Source organism: Rhizobium sp. FKY42 (genome assembly GCF_005222835.1).
Classification (GTDB): Bacteria; Pseudomonadota; Alphaproteobacteria; order Rhizobiales; family Rhizobiaceae; genus Neorhizobium.
Window position 1 is genome coordinate 159664 of the sequence record NZ_STGA01000006.1, and the last position, 19168, is coordinate 178831.

At 57.5% G+C, this 19168-nt stretch carries 19 protein-coding genes; 8 read left to right on the top strand and 11 right to left on the bottom strand.

All coding sequences use genetic code 11. The features are described from left to right. Positions 1-7: 7 nt before the first annotated feature. On the bottom strand, positions 8-2101 hold the full coding sequence (locus tag E8M78_RS03980) for a M3 family metallopeptidase (RefSeq protein WP_137133818.1): 2094 nt from the start codon (positions 2099-2101) through the stop codon (positions 8-10). A 170-nt stretch (positions 2102-2271) separates the two neighbouring features. Here E8M78_RS03980 and E8M78_RS03985 point away from each other — a divergent pair, with 170 nt between their 5' ends. The 3 genes from E8M78_RS03985 to E8M78_RS03995 are packed head-to-tail and all read left to right on the top strand — an operon-like array spanning position 2272 to position 4456. Then, a complete protein-coding gene (locus E8M78_RS03985; RefSeq protein WP_137133819.1) occupies positions 2272-2694 on the top strand; it encodes a hypothetical protein in 423 nt (140 codons plus the stop codon). 51 nt (positions 2695-2745) lie between these two features. Beyond that, on the top strand, positions 2746-3243 hold the full coding sequence (locus tag E8M78_RS03990; protein WP_246658212.1) for a MarR family transcriptional regulator: 498 nt from the start codon (positions 2746-2748) through the stop codon (positions 3241-3243). A 1-nt stretch (position 3244) separates the two neighbouring features. Further along, positions 3245-4456: a multidrug effflux MFS transporter gene (locus E8M78_RS03995; RefSeq protein ID WP_246658213.1), complete on the top strand. Its 1212-nt coding sequence runs from the start codon at positions 3245-3247 to the stop codon at positions 4454-4456. Positions 4457-4508: 52 nt separating this feature from the next. Here the strand turns inward: E8M78_RS03995 and E8M78_RS04000 are convergent, their stop codons facing one another. Next, positions 4509-5732 (bottom strand): argininosuccinate synthase, encoded by a 1224-nt coding sequence (locus E8M78_RS04000; protein ID WP_137133820.1) that lies wholly within the window; start codon positions 5730-5732, stop codon positions 4509-4511. Between the two features lie 195 nt (positions 5733-5927). Between E8M78_RS04000 and E8M78_RS04005 the strand changes: the two genes are divergently transcribed. Beyond that, positions 5928-6785 (top strand): SDR family NAD(P)-dependent oxidoreductase, encoded by an 858-nt coding sequence (locus E8M78_RS04005; protein ID WP_137133821.1) that lies wholly within the window; start codon positions 5928-5930, stop codon positions 6783-6785. 60 nt (positions 6786-6845) lie between these two features. Beyond that, positions 6846-7487, top strand: a complete 642-nt coding sequence (locus E8M78_RS04010) for a LysE family translocator (protein WP_137133850.1) — start codon at positions 6846-6848, stop codon at positions 7485-7487. A 31-nt stretch (positions 7488-7518) separates the two neighbouring features. On the opposite strand, the gene E8M78_RS04015 is transcribed toward E8M78_RS04010, so the two are convergent. The 9 genes from E8M78_RS04015 to E8M78_RS04055 form a co-directional block, all read right to left on the bottom strand. Further along, positions 7519-8313: an ABC transporter ATP-binding protein gene (locus tag E8M78_RS04015; protein ID WP_137133822.1), complete on the bottom strand. Its 795-nt coding sequence runs from the start codon at positions 8311-8313 to the stop codon at positions 7519-7521. Further along, positions 8310-9191: an ABC transporter permease gene (locus E8M78_RS04020; RefSeq protein WP_137133823.1), complete on the bottom strand. Its 882-nt coding sequence runs from the start codon at positions 9189-9191 to the stop codon at positions 8310-8312. The genes E8M78_RS04015 and E8M78_RS04020 overlap by 4 nt, the downstream gene beginning before the upstream one ends. A gap of 63 nt (positions 9192-9254) precedes the next feature. After that, positions 9255-10208: an ABC transporter substrate-binding protein gene (locus E8M78_RS04025; protein WP_137133824.1), complete on the bottom strand. Its 954-nt coding sequence runs from the start codon at positions 10206-10208 to the stop codon at positions 9255-9257. A 159-nt stretch (positions 10209-10367) separates the two neighbouring features. Continuing rightward, the gene (gene rlmN, locus E8M78_RS04030) at positions 10368-11612 is read right to left on the bottom strand and encodes a 23S rRNA (adenine(2503)-C(2))-methyltransferase RlmN (RefSeq protein WP_137133825.1); all 1245 of its coding nucleotides are present in this window, start codon (positions 11610-11612) and stop codon (positions 10368-10370) included. Positions 11613-11841: 229 nt separating this feature from the next. Continuing rightward, complete coding sequence (locus E8M78_RS04035) at positions 11842-12351, bottom strand: invasion associated locus B family protein (protein WP_062556132.1); 510 nt, start codon at positions 12349-12351, stop codon at positions 11842-11844. A gap of 282 nt (positions 12352-12633) precedes the next feature. Then, positions 12634-13044, bottom strand: coding sequence for a YkvA family protein (locus tag E8M78_RS04040; protein ID WP_137133826.1), 411 nt, complete (start codon positions 13042-13044; stop codon positions 12634-12636). A 58-nt stretch (positions 13045-13102) separates the two neighbouring features. Next, complete coding sequence (locus E8M78_RS04045; protein ID WP_137133827.1) at positions 13103-13405, bottom strand: 4a-hydroxytetrahydrobiopterin dehydratase; 303 nt, start codon at positions 13403-13405, stop codon at positions 13103-13105. A 6-nt stretch (positions 13406-13411) separates the two neighbouring features. Next, complete coding sequence (thpR, locus tag E8M78_RS04050) at positions 13412-13999, bottom strand: RNA 2',3'-cyclic phosphodiesterase (RefSeq protein WP_137133828.1); 588 nt, start codon at positions 13997-13999, stop codon at positions 13412-13414. A gap of 87 nt (positions 14000-14086) precedes the next feature. Continuing rightward, positions 14087-14731: an arylesterase gene (locus E8M78_RS04055; RefSeq protein ID WP_137133829.1), complete on the bottom strand. Its 645-nt coding sequence runs from the start codon at positions 14729-14731 to the stop codon at positions 14087-14089. An 88-nt stretch (positions 14732-14819) separates the two neighbouring features. Here E8M78_RS04055 and E8M78_RS04060 point away from each other — a divergent pair, with 88 nt between their 5' ends. The 3 genes from E8M78_RS04060 (at position 14820) to E8M78_RS04070 (ending at position 18980) form a co-directional block, all read left to right on the top strand. After that, entirely contained in the window at positions 14820-15530 is a 711-nt protein-coding gene (locus tag E8M78_RS04060) for an ABC transporter ATP-binding protein (protein WP_137133830.1), read from the top strand. Then, a complete protein-coding gene (locus tag E8M78_RS04065) occupies positions 15527-18073 on the top strand; it encodes an ABC transporter permease (protein ID WP_137133831.1) in 2547 nt (848 codons plus the stop codon). Before E8M78_RS04060 ends, E8M78_RS04065 begins: the two co-directional genes overlap by 4 nt. 169 nt (positions 18074-18242) lie before the next feature. Beyond that, the gene (locus E8M78_RS04070) at positions 18243-18980 is read left to right on the top strand and encodes a Bax inhibitor-1/YccA family protein (RefSeq protein WP_137133832.1); all 738 of its coding nucleotides are present in this window, start codon (positions 18243-18245) and stop codon (positions 18978-18980) included. Positions 18981-19168 lie beyond the last annotated feature (188 nt).

A 19168-nucleotide genomic window follows, 5' to 3' on the forward strand; every position in this document is an offset into this window, starting at 1 on the left:
CAACGCCTCAGGCGTCGCTGCCGGAAAGCTCTCCCACCATGGCAAGACCCTTCTTCTTCAGCATGGCCTCGGGATCTGGAAGCTTGCCGCGGAATGCCTTGTAAGCCTCTTCCGGATCGATGGAGCCACCGACGGAATAGATGTTGTTCTTCAGCTTGCGGGCCATGACGGGATCAAACGCATTGCCCGTCTCCTCAAAGGCCGCAAAGGCATCGGCATCCAGCACTTCCGACCACATGTAGGAATAGTAGCCTGCCGAATAGCCGTCTCCAGAAAAGACATGCTGGAAGTGCGGTGTGGCATGACGCATGACGATGGAGGACGGCATGCCGATGTCCGAGAGAACCTCTGCCTGCACCTTCATCGGATCCTCCACCGCACCCCGCGTGTGGAAAGCCATGTCCACCAGCGCCGAAGAGGTGAATTCGACCGTATTGAATCCGGCATTGAAGGTGCGGGCCGCCAGAACCTTGTCCAGCAACGCCTTAGGCATGGGTTCGCCCGTCTCGTAATGAACGGCATAGCGCGTCAGGATTTCCGGCACCGTCAGCCAGTGTTCGTAGAGCTGCGATGGGAGTTCCACGAAATCGCGGGAAACACCCGTGCCCGAAACAGAAGGATAGGTTACATCCGACAGCATGCCATGCAGACCGTGACCGAATTCGTGGAACAGAGTGCGGGCGTCATCCAGCGAAAGAAGCGCGGGCTTGCCGGGCGCGGGTTTCGCGAAATTGCAGACATTGTAGATGATCGGCAATTCGCCCCTGGCACCGTTCTTCAAGGGTAGCTTGTGCTGGCTCTGGAACGAGCTCATCCACGCGCCTGACCGCTTGGACGAACGGGCAAAATAGTCACCCAGGAACATTGCCTTTAGTGTGCCATCACCATCGCGAACCTCGAAGACCCGCACATCTGGGTGATAGGCGGTGATACCCTTCCTTTCGGTGATGGTGATACCGAACAGGCGATGCGCAACGTCAAAGCAGGCTTCGATGATCTTTTCGAGCTGCAGATAGGGCTTCAATTCCGACTCGGAAAAGTCGAACATCCGTTCGCGCAGCTTCTCCGCATAATAGCGCCAGTCCCAGGGCTGAACCTTTCCAGTGATGCCGTCCTCCGCCATCAGACCCTGCAGCGATGCCTCTTCTTCGGAAGCCTTGGAGCGCGCCTTGGCCCACACCTTCATAAGCAGATTGTTAACATTGGCGGGCGTCTTCGCCATCGTATCATCCAGCTTGTAGGCAGCGAAATTCTCGTAGCCCAGCAGCTTGGCCTTTTCGAGACGCAGCGCCAGCACCTGCCGGACGATAGCGACGTTATCCCGCTCGCCACCATTCTCCCCACGCTTCACCCACGCATGAAACGCCTTTTCGCGAAGGTCGCGGCGGCTGGAGAACGTCAGGAATGGCTCGATGATCGAACGCGACAGCGTCACCGCATAGGCGCCTTCAGGCGCGCTCCGCTCGCGGGCGGCAGCCGACATCGCATCCTTCAGGAAACCCGGAAGACCGGCAAGATCCTGCTCATCCGTCAGAACCAGCGACCAATCCTTCTCGTCGCCCAGAACATTCTGGCCGAACTGCGCACCAAGCCCCGCCAACGTCTCGTTGATGGAAGCCAGGCGCTCCTGCTGCTCGCGCGAAAGCTTGGCACCGGCGCGCACGAAACCTTTCCAGTGGCGTTCCAGAACACGTACTTCCTCGATGGTCAGGCCGAGTTGCGTACGCTTTTCCCAAAGGCTGTCCACACGGCGGAACAAGGTCTCGTTCATGGCGATGCGCGAATAATGCCGGGACATCTTCGGCGCGATCTCCCGCTCCAGAGCCTGGACCACGTCATTGGTATGAGCGCCTGCGCGGTTCCAGAACAGCGCCGACACACGGGACAACTCGTCGCCCGCAATTTCAAGCGCCGTGATCGTATTCGAGAAACTCGCAGCTTCTGTATTGTTTGCGATCGAATCGATTTCGGCATCATGCAGTTTCAACGCAGCATCGAAGGCCTGTCCAAAGTCTTCGTCCCGAACATTCTCAAAACGTGGCAGACCGTTCGGACCGCTCCATTCGACAAGAGCCGGGTTGATTTGCGAGGCCATAGTCATCGATCGATTTCCTTCTTGTGAAGCATGCCATCATCCTCGCCAAAATGGCGATTCTGGGAAGCGGAACAACAAGCAATAGAAGAAATGTTAACTAATTATTAACAGTTGACCGATTCGCAACTGGCGCTAGTGTGCGGCATGCTATCCAAATGATGATGGATATGGCCAACGTGGAAATTACTTCCCTCCACTGGTCGAGCGGTTTGTTTCATCGCGATCAAACCCGTGACGCCAGGGCAGAAAAACCGCAGTTCTCCGTTCCCTCGGAAGCAACACCTGCTTTCGAGGTGCCTGCTGTTGACGAGAAGGCACTGGATTATTCCGCCATAGCACCGCGTCTGCTTCGCGAAGTTGCGCTTCAGCGCTACGTATCCGGTGAGATAGACCAAGATACCTACATCGCGCTTGCGCAAGAACTTCCCATGCAGATCTCCGATACTTCCGGGAACGTTCTCGACCTCTCTTCCGTAACCGACGATACGGAGTTCGACTTCGCGGCCTATTATACGGATCAACGCGAGCTCGCCATCTCGCTGGGCGATGATGAGAAGGCAGCGACGCTGACTTCCGTCCTTAGATTTCTGAATTCCTGAACTTCTTTAAGCCAACGGCTGTCATGTAATCCGTATTGGTGATATTAAGCCATGCTTATTATCGCAGGTCAGGGCATGACAGACAACATCGACATTCGCGGTTTAGGCTTCCTGTTGATCGACAGCGCACGCTGGCTGAGGCTGGCGTTCGAGCGGCGCATCTCTGAAGCTGGCTTGGGTATTACAGCTGGCGAAGCAAGGACGATCCTGAACCTGCATGCCATGCAGGCCTGTCGCCAGATGGATCTGGCACAGCGCATGGGCGTAGAACCCATGACCGTCTGCTCGTTTCTTGATCGTTTGCAGAACCTCGGCTTCATCGAACGGCAGACAGACCCGACGGACCGGCGCGCCAAGCGCGTTACGCTGACCGAGCGCTCGCAGCCTCTCATCGTCGCTTTGGAAGAAGAGCTCGATCATCTGCTGACCCAGGCAACACAGGGATTGGATGCTCAGGAAACATCGGCCCTGAAGCGCGCGCTTCAAATGGTGATCACCAACTTGCAGGGCGAACTTGCCAATTCGCTGGAAGAGGCGAAATCAGCCTGACATGCAGGATATCACAAGGCCCACTGCCGTGATGAGCGAACGGCGCGTGACATTCGTCGGCGCGCTTCTGACCACGCTCGGGCCGATTTCCATGGCTATCTATACGCCCGCCATGCCGCAACTCGTGCAGGCTTTCGGCACGACGGAAGCCGCGATCAAACTCAGCCTGTCGCTCTTCTTTGGCGGCTTTGCCGTCGCACAACTCGTGGCGGGCCCGCTGTCGGATGCGCTTGGCCGTCGAACGGCAACGCTGATCTTTCTTGTAATTTATCTCATTGGCTCTGCGCTCGCCTTCGTCGCGCCAACGGTGGAGGCGATCCTCGTTGCGCGGCTTGTGCAAGGAATTGGCGCTTCGGTCGGCGTCGTGATTGGTCGGGCTATTGTCCGCGATCTCTATACGGGCGCAAATGCGGCACGGATTCTCAACATGATCGGCATCTTCCTGGCCATCGGACCTGCCCTTGGCCCCACCCTCGGAGGCATTGCGCTCGCCGCCTTCGATTGGCATGCCGTTTTTGTGCTGATGATCACCTTTGGCGTCGTTGCGACAGCCTGCACGTTTTTCCTTCTTAAGGAAACGGTCGTCCCAGACCCTTCGCGGCTGGAACCGAAGCAGTTGATCGGGAACTATGCACAAGTGGTTCGAAAGCCGATTTTCCTTGCGACCTCTCTCGTTCTGAGCGGCACCATCGGTGCGCTTTATGCACAAGCGACCATGCTCGCCTTCATCCTCATCAACCGCGTAGGCCTGACGCCAACCGAGTTCGGAATAGGGATGTTGATGCAGTCCGGCTTCTTCCTCATCGGCTCCGTAGCGTTGAGGGTGCTTTCTGCGCGGCTTGGAACCCTCACCTGTGCACGCATCGGCATTACACTCTGTGGAATCGGGGGCGTGGTCATGGCACTATCGGTCGCTCTGATGGAGCCGTCGTTCCTGTCGATCATGGGTCCTGTCGCCATGTGCTCGTTCGGACTGGCCATGGTTTCACCCTATGTCGTCACCGTCAGCATGGCGCCTTTCCCGCATATTGCCGGCTCCGCCTCCGCCCTCACCGGCTTCCTGCAAATGTCCGGCGGCTTTGTTGGAGGCTTTCTGGCTGCAACTCTGGGCGATCCCTTGCGGGCTTTCGGCATCATCATTCCCGCCATGGAACTGATAGCCTGTGCCGCCTTCCTGTGGCTGGCTTGTCTCATGCGTCGGAAACCAGCGTGAAAAACCCGCCTCCGTCACCGGAAGCGGGTTTATCTCTGTCAGTGCAATCGCATTATTTGCCGAGATTACGCTTGGCCAGCGTGCGCAGACGCAGCGCGTTCAGCTTGATGAAGCCGGCTGCATCCTTCTGGTCATAGGCGCCCTGGTCATCCTCAAAGGTTACCAGCGTATCGGAGTAGAGCGACTTGTCACTCTCGCGGCCAATGACCATGACATTGCCCTTGTAGAGCTTCAGCGTCACTTCACCTTCAACATGCTCCTGGCTCTTGTCGATGAGAGCCTGCAGCATTTCGCGCTCCGGCGAGAACCAGAAGCCATAGTAGATGAGTTCCGCATAACGCGGCATCAGTTCGTCCTTCAGGTGAGCAGCGCCGCGATCCAGCGTGATCGACTCGATGGCACGGTGCGCGGTGAGAAGGATCGTACCGCCGGGTGTCTCGTAAACACCGCGGCTCTTCATGCCAACAAAGCGGTTCTCGACCAGATCGAGGCGACCGATACCGTTGTCACGCCCATAATTGTTCAGTTCGGCGAGCAGCGTTGCCGGGCTCATCTCGACGCCATTGATCGAGCAGGCATCACCCTTGCGGAAACCGATCTTGATAACGGTTGCCTTGTCCGGTGCCGCTTCCGGCGAAATCGTGCGCATATGCACATATTCTGGGGCTTCCTGAGCCGGATCTTCCAGAACCTTGCCTTCGGAGGAAGAGTGCAACAGGTTGGCATCGACAGAGAAAGGCGCCTCGCCCTTCTTGTCCTTCGCAACCGGGATCTGGTGCTGCTCAGCAAAGTTCAGGAGGTCGGTACGGCTCTTGAACGACCAGTCGCGCCAGGGAGCAATGATCTTGATATCTGGGTTCAGCGCATAGGCGGAAAGTTCGAAACGAACCTGGTCGTTGCCCTTGCCAGTCGCACCGTGAGCAATCGCGTCAGCGCCGGTCTTCCTGGCGATATCAATCAGATGCTTGGAGATCAGCGGACGCGCAATCGAGGTGCCGAGAAGATAAACGCCCTCGTAAACGGCATTGGCGCGGAACATCGGGAACACGAAATCGCGGACGAATTCTTCGCGCACATCTTCGATGAAGATTTCCTTGATGCCCAGCATCTCGGCTTTCTTGCGTGCAGGCTCAAGCTCTTCGCCCTGACCGAGATCAGCCGTGAAAGTCACGACTTCGGCGCCAAGCTCCGTCTGAAGCCACTTCAGGATGATCGAGGTGTCGAGACCGCCGGAATAGGCAAGAACGACTTTCTTCACGTCTTTCGGGAGTGCCATATCGAAAAGTTCCGTCTGGAAGGGGCGGTTTGACCGGCAAATCCGCCTTCAGGTTTGAATGGCGGCACTTTTAGCGAGTTTGTGCTGCGGTTCAAGAGCAGGCGAGACTATGGTGAGAACTTCGTCGGTTCCGTTGAAAGATGCGATACGGGCCCCATATGCCTCTGCCGACCCTATCGTTCGAAGAGGATCATCATGAGTATTCAACATCCTGCATTTGCGAAGGGCCATGTGGCCGTCATCACAGGCGCGGCTTCCGGCATCGGCCTTGCCGCAGCCAAGGAATTCGCCCGTAATGGCCTGTGCGTTGTCCTGGCTGATCTGGAAGGCGACAAACTTGCTGCAGCCTGCGAAGAGGTCAGAGCGCTTGCTGAAGGCGGTGAAGCCGATGTCGTTGCCATCGCCACGGATGTTTCGAAGCCAGATCAGATTGAATCTCTTGAGCGTGCGGTGATCCAGAGATTTGGACGTGTCCATGTTCTGATGAACAATGCGGGCATCCAGCCGGGCAGCGCCATGTTTGGTCCGCAGGCGAACTGGGATAGCGTGCTCGCCGTCAACCTGATGGGCGTCATCCATGGAACCCGAATTTTCGCCAATGACATGATGGCGCACAATGACCCGGCAGTGATTATCAATACCGGTTCGAAACAGGGCATCACAACACCGCCCGGCGATCCCGCCTACAATATCTCCAAGGCCGGCGTAAAGGCGTTTACCGAAGCGCTCCAACATCAGCTGCGCAATACGGAAGGATGCCATGTCGAGGCACACCTGCTGATCCCCGGTTTTGTCTACACCGGCCTCACCGCCAATGGCCGGACCGAAAAGCCGGCAGGTGCCTGGACGCCGGAACAGACGGTCGAGTTCATGTTCAGAAGCATCGAGCGCGGCGATTTCTATATCCTCTGCCCAGACAATGATGTGGATCGTCCCACGGATGAACGCCGGATTGCCTGGGCCGCGGGCGATATCATCGAAAACCGCCCGCCACTATCGCGTTGGCACAGGGATTACGCGGACGCCGCAAGTACCTTCATCGCCAGGCGCTGATTGGCAAATTAGGCAATACGGGATAAAGCTTCGGAACACCCTATGTCCGAGGCTTTATCGATGGATTTCCTGCCCAGCGCCGCGACCCTGATCACATTCACCGGCATGTGCCTGCTGCTGGCCATCACGCCAGGGCCGGATATGACGCTCTCCATCAGTCGTGCGCTTTCGCAAGGCAGCAAGCGCGCGCTCTACGTGGTGCTCGGTACGACCATCGGCATCATGATCCACACCCTGCTCGTAGCCTTTGGCGTGTCTGCCCTCATCACCGCCTCGCCCACCGCCTTCTTCCTGCTGAAGACCGGCGGTGCGGCCTACCTGCTCTGGCTCGCCATTCAGGCCGTTCGTTACGGCTCAAACCTGAAGGTTGAGGCGATCGAAGGTGAAAAGACATCCATATGGGCCAATATCTCCACTGGCCTTTGGGTGAACCTGTTGAATCCCAAGGTCATCATTTTCTTCATGACCTTTCTGCCGCAATTCGTCACGGCAGGCGATCCGGCGGTGACGCAGAAGCTGATCTTCCTAGGCTTCTTCTTCATCTTCGTCGGCAGCCCGATCAACGTCTTGGTGATTTTCGCCGCCGACCGGCTGGCAAAGTGGCTGCAAGCCAATCCGAAGATCTTGCGTGGTATTGATTACACCTTCGCCGGTGTCTTCTCCATGTTCGCCATCAAGATCTTCATGACGCAGGCGCGTTGATTGAATACTGGAGGCTGAAACGCCCCCAGCTTTATCCGATCAGCAATTCGTCATCGTCCAGCTTCTGGCCGCGAATCTTGCGGAACATCTCTATCAGGTCTTCCACCTGCAGATCCTTGCGGCTGTCTCCGGATACATCGAGAACAATCTCGCCTCCATGCAGCATGATGGTGCGGTCACCATAGTCCAGCGCCTGCCGCATGGAGTGCGTTACCATGAGTGTCGTGAGCTTGCGCTCCGACACCACCTGATGGGTCAATTGCATCACGAATTCCGCCATACCCGGATCGAGCGCCGCAGTGTGCTCATCAAGCAGCAGAACGTCGGAACCGGCAAGCGTTGCCATCACCAGAGACACCGCCTGCCGCTGACCGCCAGACAACAGGTCCATGCGATCCTTCAGCCGGTTCTCAAGCCCGAGATTCAAGGAGGCGATGCGCTCCTGGAAGAAGGCGCGACGTTTGGAGCCAAGTGCTGGCAGAAGCCCCCGCACTGTGCCGCGTGCTGCGGCCAACGCCAGATTTTCCTCGATTGTCAGCGCCCCGCAGCTTCCGGCGAGCGGATCCTGAAAAACGCGCGCCACTTGCCCGGCGCGAGCAGCAGTCGGCTTGCGGCTGACTTCGGCATTCCCGATCATCACCCGTCCCGCCGTTGGCAGAACATCGCCTGCCAGCACACCCAGAAGGGTCGATTTGCCAGCTCCGTTCGAACCAATGACGGTGACGAAGGAACCGGTCTTGATGGTCAGGTCGATCTTCTTCAATGCCTGCTTCTGAAGCGGTGTACCGCGACCAAAAACGACCTGAATATCACTGAGCGAAATCATGCGGCACCTCCCGAACGACGCAAGCGCGGCAGAATGAGCGCGATAGCAACCAGAACAGCCGTCACAAAATTCAGGTCAGACGCCTTGAGACCCAAAGCATCACTGGACAGAGCAAGCTGGATCGCCAGACGATAGGCAATCGAACCCAATACGCAGCCGATCAGCGCCAGCAAAATGCCGCGGGCACCCAGAAGCGTTTCACCGATGATGACGGCGGCAAGTCCGACCACAATGGTGCCGACACCGGACGTCACGTCGGCAAAGCCGTTCGTCTGCGCAAACAACGCGCCGCCCAGTGCCACTAGAGCATTGGAAAGCGCCATGCCCAGATAGATCTGGCCGCCCGTGTTCACGCCCTGGGCACGCGCCATGCGCGGATTTGCGCCTGTTGCCCGCATGGCAAGACCCGCATCGCTCTCCAGAAACCGCCAGACAAGGATGATCGCCACAATGACGAGCAGGCCAACAAACACAGGCCGCACGAGATATTCCGGCACGCCTTGGCCGAAGAAGGGTGAAAGCATTGTATCCTGATTGAGCAGCGCCACGTTCGGCTTGCCCATGACGCGCAGGTTCACGGAGAAGAGCGCAATCATCGTCAGGATCGAGGCGAGCAGGTTCAGGATCTTGAAGCGCACATTCAATGTGGCTGTCACGAGACCGGCCGCGGCACCGGCCACCATGGCAACGGCAGTCGAAAGCCACGGGTCGAGACCGCTGATGATCAACACAGCGGCAACAGCGGCACCAAGCGGAAAGGATCCGTCCACGGTAAGATCCGGAAAATCGAGAATGCGGAAGGCGAGATAAACCCCAATCGCGACGAACGCGAAAACGAGGCCCAGTTCGACAGCGCCCCAGAAAGCAATTTGGCTCACGATCAAGTCCTTGATGGGCAAGAGGAAGAGGCTTCGGTGTCCCGAAGCCTCCTCTAAAGTCAATTATTCGATGATCTTCGTTGCGCGCTTGGTGGCGCTTTCCGGCAAGGTGAGGCCCACAGCAGCGGCAGCCTTCTTGTTCAGCACAAGATCGGTACCGACAGCAACCTTGGCCGGAATGTCGCCGGGCTTTTCACCCTTCAGAACTCGAACGACGATCTGGCCGGTCTGCTTGCCCACGTCGAAATAGTTGAAGCCCAGAGCTGCAATCGCGCCACGAGCTACGGAATCCGTATCAGCTGCATAAAGCGGCAGCTTTGCCTCTGCAGCAACGCCTGCAGCAGCCTCAAAGGCGGAAACGATTGTGTTGTCGGTGGGAACGTAGATCACGTCGGCCTTGCCGACCAGTGCGCGGGTTGCACCCTGCACTTCAGCAGATTTGGTCGCTACCGATTCCACCACCTTCAAGCCCGCCTTGTGAGCGGCAGCCTTGAGCGCAGCAAGCGTAGACACTGAATTGGCCTCGGCGGAATTGTAGATGTAGCCGATCGTCTTGGCATTCGGCGTGATCTCCTTGATCAGCGCCAGATGATCCGCGACCGGCAGCATGTCGGAAAGCCCAGTCACGTTGCGACCCGGCTTTTCCATGTCCTTGATCAGTTGCGCGCCAACCGGATCCGATACGGCTGTGAAGACGATCGGAATGTCGCGCGTTGCCCCGACGATAGCCTGAGCGGACGGTGTGGAAATCGGCACGATGACATTGGGAGCGTCACCTACGAACTGACGCGCGATCTGCGCAGCCGTACCCGGATTGCCCTGTGCCGACTGATAGACGAATTTCAGGTTCTCGCCTTCCTTGTAGCCGGCCTCGGCCAGAGCCTGCTTCACGCCGTCGCGCGCGGCATCAAGAGCCGGATGTTCAACAATAGCGGTGACGGCCACAGTCACATTTTCGGCATGGGCGGGAAGAATGAAGGCAGTCGCGGCTGCGAAAGCCAGGATCAGGCGGCGCATGGTTTCCTCCGGTGTCATTATCATTGTGGCTGTCTTTTAGGCCGCAAGACAACCGGAGGAAAGCTACTTCACCTCACCTTTACGCGATATCTGCACAAAAACAGCGCAGAAAGCCTCAAGATGAGGCATATAAGAGTATTCTACAGCAATTAGATCCAATCAATCGTCATCTTCGCCGTGGCCAGCAATCATCATGGCCTCGAAAGCCAGACGCTCGGTCTTGCGCATCCGCTCTGATTCGGATTTCAGCTGACCGCAGGCGGCCAGAATATCACGTCCGCGTGGCGTGCGAATCGGTGAGGCATAACCTGCCTGGTTGATGAAATCGGCGAACTTCTCGATCGTCGCCCAATCCGAGCATTGGTAGTTGGTGCCCGGCCAAGGGTTGAACGGAATGAGGTTGATCTTTGCCGGAACGCCCTTGAGCAGCTTGATGAGCGCCTTGGCATCTTCAAGACTGTCATTGACGTCCTTCAGCATCACATATTCGAAGGTGATGCGGCGGGCATTCGAAAGACCCGGATAGTCGCGGCAGGCCTCGATCAGTTCCTTGAGCGGATATTTCTTGTTGATCGGCACCAGCATGTCACGCAGCTCATCGCGCACCGCATGCAGCGAGATCGCCAGCATCACGCCAATCTCATCGCCCGTGCGATAGATTTCCGGCACGACGCCGGAGGTGGAAAGCGTAATCCGACGCTTGGACAGCGAAAGACCATCGCCATCAGAGGCGATCAGCAGCGCGTTCTTCACATGCTCGAAATTGTAAAGCGGTTCACCCATGCCCATCATGACGATATTGGTGACCTTGCGATCACCCGTCGGCACGAAGGCACCGGGCGGCGTATCGGCACCGGGAAAATCCCCCAGGCGATCACGCGCCAGAAGAAGCTGCGACAGAATCTCTTCCGATGTCAGGTTGCGCACAAGCCGCTGCGTTCCGGTGTGACAGAACGAGCAGGTCAGCGAACAGCCCACCTGGCTGGAAATGCAAAGCGTGCCACGCCCTTCTTCAGGAATATAGACGGTTTCCACTTCGACTGGACGTCCAGCACCGCGCGGTGGAAAGCGCAGCAACCACTTGCGCGTGCCATCGTTAGAAACCTGTTCTTCCACGACTTCCGGACGCGCAATGGTAAAATGCTGCTTCAGCATTTCACGCATGTCCTTGGCAACGTTCGTCATGGCATCGAAATCCGAAACGCCACGAATGTAGAGCCAGTGCCAAAGCTGGCTCACACGCATACGCACCTGCTTTTCGGGAACGCCCTTTTCCTTCAGGGCCTGCGCCAGTTGCTCGCGCGTTAGGCCAACCAAAGACGGTTTGCCGGACAAAAGATCCGGATTCGCCACAAGCGGCGCCTTCACCAGATCTGCAACTGCCATGACGTTGGAAGCGGTCATTCCAAAATATCCTATCCGAGCGGGTAAAGGAATTACCCGATTCCGGCCAGCGTGTCCGATTGCCTGTGCGTGAAATGCGAACGAGTTGCGCTCCACACAAGGGTATCCGTTAAGAAACCCGGAGGATCGTCTCGCAGGGCCGCGCTTTAGCACTGTTTTTGCCATTCGTCACCCCCAACGCAAAAAGGCCGGAGCGACCGGCCTTGAAGCACAGAATGGGAATGGAGGCTTACTTGCAGGTCTCGATCTGCTTCAGCGCCTGCGAGAGGCCCGCCAGCGAATACGAATAGCTGGTGCCCGTTCCACGCAGCGAGGTCGCCTTGACGGTCATGTTGGATCCGGTCTTCATGGCAGCCACGAGTGCGGGCTCTTCGGCAGCATTCTCCACCCAGGCAGCCTTGTCTTTCACGAACATCACGAAGTTCTTCTTGTCGATCGTGACATTCACCTTGGAGTCTGCCTTGAGGGGGTAACCCATCATGGCCTGCGGCTCGTAGGAAATGTTCTGACCCGGACGCTGGGAGATGATGAAGAAGATATCGCCATGATCAACGCTTGCCGGCTCCTTCGATGTCGGAACGGACAAGACATAGCAGACGGTAGAATTGCCGGACTTGTAGGAATAGGCGCCCCAGGCCTTGAATTGCTGGATACGCGTCGGAGACGGTGCCTGCGCTGCAGCTACGCTTGCGCCAGCGAGCAAGAGAGTCGACGCGATGGCGATCTTCTTAAGAAACATGTTGTCCTGCCAGTGTTCTGATGAAAGGCCGACCGCACGACATGGCCGGGCCTCAAGGGTCGCGATCAGTTAGACTTTGACTTAATTCTGGTTACCAAACCGTCAACGCCGCCTTCAATAAAAACGGCTATCCCGGCTCAAAAGGCTGATCACGAACCAAACCGAGGCAGTTGCCTCCATTGTGTACCGCAATCTCTCCAGCTTACGAAAGATGCGATGATTAGGGCAGGAATTTGACATCGTGAACTGACAGCATAAACGAAGCTGAAAATGGAACCTGCATCAGAATCTAGAGCCGTCTGCTGCTGGGGCTGTTGTCATGGCGGGATCGGCAGCAAGGGCTTCATCAGCCGCCTCATGATGACTATCCTTGATGTGCGTCTGTATCATCCGGAAAGCGGCCGCCAGAACAGCCACATCATCCGTGAATCCGACGACAGCCAGGAAATCCGGCACGACATCGATGGGAAGAACGAAGTAGCCGAGGGCTGCGAGCAAGACACCGCGGACACGCGTGGGCGTCGTCGGGTCCATAGCGCAATAATAGGCAGCCACGACGTCACGGCTGAACGGAACATAGCGGGCGGCGCGTTTCATCGTTGGCCAGAACTTCGAGCGGACGGAGTTTTCCCGTCTGGTTTGCGTTGCTTCGTCACCGGGAAGCAGAATCTCGCCAATCTTGACATCGTCCATCGTGATCTCCGCTGAAGCCTTGCACGTCCTTCATATATGGGTCCGCACATCCAGGCATTCAAATCCGGTGGGTGCTGGCACACTCCATCGCGTGAGCAAGCTTTACATCCAGCTCAGTCACGCCCTGGGCATCATGCGTTGTGAGCGTCACATCTACCCTCGAGTAAACGTTGAACCATTCAGGATGATGATCGAGCTTTTCGGCAACCAGCGCACATTCCACCATGAAGCCGAAGGCCTCGACGAAATTACGAAATTTGAAGGTCTTGCAGATAGCAAGCCCGTCCTCCCTCAGCCTCCAGCCGGACAGGGAGGCAAGTTCCGTTTCGATCTCCGATGCTTTCAATCTGGCTCTGGACATAAGCCTTCAGTAGACGCTGTTTTCGCTGGCCAGTTCGCCAGTTGCGTAGGATGCCAAGCTTTCCTGAAGCGGAAAAACCTCTTCCGTCAGATAAGGCCCGCCCCCGACCGATTCCTTCGAGGACATCAGCACGAAACGCGGAACCGTGAATGACATTGTATGAAAGTTTCCACGCCCTGACAGGTATTGGACTACGTCGTCCAGTCGGGAATTTTTCAAGCGTGCAAGGGTGACGTGCGGCGTGAATTTGCGCGGATCCGGCGCAAGCCCAATCCGCATGCAAATGCGGTCAATCTCGCCTTGCAAGGCCTGAAGTTCTGGAGACGGAGAGACGCCAGCCCAGATCGAATGCGGCTTCTTCGATCCGAAAGAACCAATTCCCGTCAGCGTCAGTTGGAACTCCTCGCGATCGATGCGATCCAAACGATCAACAATCTCATCAGCAGTTCGTCCGTCGACGTCGCCGATGAAACGCAAGGTAATGTGATAGTTTTCGACATCGATCCAGCGCGCACCGGGCAGTCCTCCCCTCAGCAGGGAAAGGCTCAGGGCAATATGGCGCGGGATTTCGAGGGCGGTGAAAAGTCTCGGCATACGCGAACCTCCTCGAATCTAATGCAGTGTCAACAGCGGAACACGCAATTGCGTCCCGTGCAAGCCGCTTTTTTTGCCCTGCAAAAATCACCTGTGGGCAGGAAGCGATTTTATAAAGCTTTCAATGGTAGGAAGACTGCGCTCGACCATGACGGCAACGCCTTTAGCATTGGGATGCATGCCGTCATCCAGCTGAAGATCTGCTTGCGTCACGACTCCGTCTAGGAAGAAAGGATAAAGCGGCACGCCGTATTTTTGTGAAAGCCGCGGATAGATACCGTTGAAGCGATCCTGATAGTCCTTGCCCAGGTTTGGCGGCGCCAGCATGCCAGCAAGAACCACCGGAATATTGCGTTCCTTCAGACGCGCAAGCATGGCATCGAGGTTCTTTTCAGTCTGGTCCGGCGAGATACCGCGCAGGGCATCATTGGCACCCAGTTCGAGGATCACACCCTGGGTGCCGTCCGGGATCGACCAATCGAGCCGCGCAAGGCCTGCCGATGTGGTGTCGCCGGACACGCCGGCATTGGTTATCGTGACGTCGATCCCCTTTGCCTTCAGTGCCGCCTCAAGCTGGGCGGTGTAGGACTCATTCTGGGGCAGTTGATAGCCGGCCATCAGGCTGTCGCCAAAACCCACGATCTGCAGGCCTTGAGCCTGCGCAGAAACAAGCCCGCCAAACAGAACCGAAGCGATGACAATCACGTGAAGCAAAGCCGCTTTGAATTTCATGAATCCACTTCCTAGATTGGTCAGGTTGCCGCGAGGCGACAAACCTTGCTTAATATGATTTTCCTGGCTCGATATAGGACCGATTTTTGTGAGCAACACCATCATCGAATTGAAGAAGGCCGATTTGACCCTGGGCAGTGCTGCCGCCTCGGTCCACGTTATAAAAGGGATCGACCTCAAGATTGATGAGGGTGAAGCTGTTGGTATCGTTGGCCCTTCGGGATCTGGAAAATCAACACTGCTGATGGTCCTTGCAGGTCTTGAGCGGCTCGATTCCGGCGAAATTCACATTCGCAACACACCGCTTCACAATCTCGGTGAGGATGCATTGGCGGATTTCCGAGGCCGCAACATTGGCATCGTCTTTCAGTCGTTCCATCTCATTGCCAATATGACGGCGCTTGAAAACGTCGCCGTGCCCCTGGAACTGGCCAATGTTTCCAATCCCTTCGACATTGCCAAGCGAGAGCTGACGGCCGTCGGTCTCGGCGAACGGTTGAACCATTATCCGGGGCAGCTTTCCGGCGGCGAACAGCAGCGTGTGGCGATCGCCCGTGCTCTGGCGCCCTCTCCGGCCGTTCTCATTGCTGACGAGCCGACCGGCAACCTGGATACGGAAACCGGCAAGCAGATTGCAGACCTTCTTTTCTCCAAGCAGACGGAACGCAAGATGACGCTACTGCTGGTCACGCATGACAATGCGCTCGCCGCCCGTTGCTCGCGTCAGATCCGCGTCCGCTCGGGCGAAATTGCAGGTGACAGCCGGGAACCCTCCAAGCCTGTGGCAGCATTCGCATGACTGCGGCAAAACTCCCACGCTTTTCCATTGCGTTGAAACTTGCCTTGCGCGAACTGCGTGGGGGCCTTTCAGGCTTTTACATCTTTCTCGCCTGCATCGCGCTCGGTACAGGTGCGATTGCTGCCGTGAATTCGGTGTCCCGTGGCATTACCGACGCCATAGCCAGTCAGGGCCAGACCTTGCTGGCAGGCGATATCCGGTTTGAGCTCAATAATCGGCTCGCCAACGATCAGGAGCGGGCCTTCCTGGAAAGCCTCGGGCAGGTCGCTCTCTCCACTGGCCTTCGATCCATGGCCCGCATGCCGGACGGTTCGCAACAGGCTCTTGTAGAGGCGAAGGCCGTCGATGGCACCTACCCGCTATACGGCACTGTGGAAACCGAGCCGAAAGCGCCGCTGAAAGACCTTCTCGCAAGTGCGAACGGAATCTTCGGGGCCCTTGCTGCACCCCTTCTGCTAGAGCGCCTGAACGTGAAAGTTGGCGACGAACTCCTGCTTGGCAGTGTTCGACTGCGCATTTCAGGCATTCTGGTTACCGAACCGGATGCGCTGTCTGAAGGTTTCGGCTTCGCGCCGCGCCTTCTTCTGTCGCAGGAAGCGCTGCAGGCATCAGGTCTTATCCAGACCGGGAGCCTGGTCGAGAACGCCTACAAGATCAAGCTGAATGATCCGTCGATCCGCAACACGCTGGGCGCGCGCGCGAACCGGGAGTTCCCGGCAGCCGGCTGGTCCATTCGCACCGCCGATCGCGCCGCACCGTCGCTGACGGAAAATGTCGACCGGTTCTCGCAATTTCTGACATTGGTGGGGCTTACAGCACTCATCGTTGGCGGTGTGGGTGTCGCCAATGCCGTGCGCGCCTTTCTGGATTCGAAGCGGACCAGCATCGCGACCTTCAAGTGCCTTGGAGCCCCTGCTTTTGTCGTGACCCTCATCTACCTGTTCCAGATCATGCTGATTGGCTCGCTGGGTGTGCTCATCGGCCTGGTGCTTGGTGCTGTCGCTCCCTTCGCGGCTTTGGGCTTCCTTCGGGAGTTCCTACCGATTGCCGCCGACGCCACCCTCTATCCTGGAGCGCTTGCGCTGGCCGCCGCCTTCGGCCTGCTGACGACCTTTGCCTTTGCGGTCCTCCCGCTTGGCCATGCACGCGAAGTGCCCGCCACCGCACTTTTCCGCGAACAGAGCTTCGACCAGACCAAATTGCCGTCCTGGCCTTATCTCCTGGCGGCCACCGTCGCGCTCGGCGGTCTTGCGGCCCTGGCAATATTTGCCGCAGACGACCGCCGCATTGCCGTGATCTTTCTTGCCGCTGTTGCCGGTGCCTTCGTGCTGCTGCGTCTTGTTGCAGCAGCAATCTCCGCACTTGCCCGCCGCAGCCCTCGCGTCAACTCGCCTGCCCTGCGACTTGCCATCGGCAATATCCATCGCCCCGGCGCTCTTACACCGTCCGTGGTGCTTTCGCTTGGTCTCGGTCTTGCGCTTCTCGTGACGCTGGCTTTGATCGACGGCAATCTGCGGCGCCAGCTGACCGGTGCCATGACCCAGAACGCGCCAAATTTCTTCTTTGTTGACATCCAGAGCAATGAGAAGGAGGGCGTTGTCGAAACCGTCAAGCGATTGGCGCCGGACGGAAAGATCGTTCAGGTCCCCATGCTGCGCGGGCGGATTCTCGCTTTCAACGGTCAAGATGTCGCCAAAATGAATGTGCCGCCTGCCGGTCGATGGGTCCTGCGCGGTGATCGCGGACTGACTTACACCCAGAACCTGCCGGAAGGCTCCAGCCTTGTCGAGGGAACCTGGTGGGATAAAGACTATAGCGGCGAACCGCTCGTCTCCTTCTCGGAAGAGGAAGGCAGGGAGCTTGGCCTGAAACTGGGCGATACAGTTACGGTCAACGTTCTGGGCCGCAATATAACGGCCAGGATCGCCAATTTCCGCAAGGTCGAATGGCGCTCGCTGTCCATCAATTTCGTCATGGTCTTCTCTCCGAACACCTTCAAGGGTGCACCCCATGCCTGGCTGGCGACCCTGATGGACAGTACCGCCACACCGGCAAAGGAAGGCGAAATTCTGCGCGCGGTGACCACTGCTTATCCCACCGTCACCACTGTCCGCGTCAAGGATGCGCTTGATATTGCAAGCCAGTTGCTCGGTCAGCTGGCCACCGCCATTCGCGCGGCTGCAGCCGTAGCGCTGGTCGCCTCCGTCCTCGTTCTGGCGGGCGCGCTGGCCTCAGGCAACAGGGCCAGAACCCATGATGCGGTCATTCTCAAGACGCTCGGCGGCACCCGCTCCATGCTGATGCGCGCGTTCAGTTACGAATACATGATCCTAGGCTTCGCAACCGCCGTCTTTGCGCTTGTGGCGGGCGGAATTTCCGCGTGGTTCGTGGTCAGCCGCATCATGAAGATGCCAGCCACCTTCCTGCCGGATGTGGCAATAATGACGGTGATCGGTGCTCTCGTCCTCACGGTCGGCATCGGACTCGCTGGCACCTGGCGCATCCTCGGACAGAAGGCGGCACCGGTTCTGAGGGAGCTTTGACGGACAAGATCCGGCGGATTAAATTTTTGTCACCTCACCGAATGGCGGGCAAAGGGCTTGAACCATTACAGCTAAGCTCGCATATTTGGATCATGCTTGCTGAGCTCCGCAGCGGCGACCGGGATGTTCCCGACACCGTAGCAACACCGGAGCTTGAGAGGACAAACTGATGTCTGACCGTTTCAACTACGACAACCGAGCAGTACGCGGCGGCGTGCAGTCCGGCGCGATGATTGATGAAGGCCTTCGCTCCTATATGCTGAAGGTCTACAATCTCATGGCATTGGGCCTTGCGATCACCGGTATAGCGGCTTACGCCACCTTCGCACTTGCCACCACCAGCCCCGCTTTCGCAACGGCAATCTACGGCTCGCCGCTTCGCTGGGTCGTGATGCTGGCTCCGCTCGCCCTCGTCTTTTTCCTAAGCTTCCGCATCGATAAGATGAGCGTTGGCGCGGCACAGACGACATTCTGGATCTACGCTGCGTTGATGGGTCTTTCCCTGTCATCGATCTTCCTGTTCTACACGGGCCAGTCGATCGTGCAGACCTTCTTCATTACGGCAGCTTCCTTTGGTGCCCTGTCGCTCTTCGGTTACACGACCAAGCGTGACCTGTCGGCCATGGGCTCGTTCCTGATGATGGGTCTGTTCGGCCTGATCATCGCGTCTGTCGTCAACATCTTTCTTGCCTCTTCGGCCCTGGCCTTTGCCGTATCGGTCATCGGCGTGCTGATCTTCGCCGGTCTGACGGCCTACGACACGCAGAAGATCAAGGAAATGTACTATGTTGGAGATGATGCTTCCGTTGCTGGCCGCAAGGCGATCATGGGCGCTTTGACCCTTTACCTCGACTTCATCAACCTGTTCATGTTCTTGCTGCAGTTCCTCGGCAACCGTAACAACTGATCTAAGTCGGTATTCTGTGAGGAAGGCGGTCTTCGGGCCGCCTTTTTCTAATGTCCGCGGTCCCTACTGCTTCCTGCCAGCAAAACACTGTCTCCCCCAGAAACCCTTCAGACTTCGGGCAAGTCATGACCTCCACCAGAGGTGGAGGTTTGAAACGCTGCGCTTGAACCGCTAGAAGCGGTTTTGCT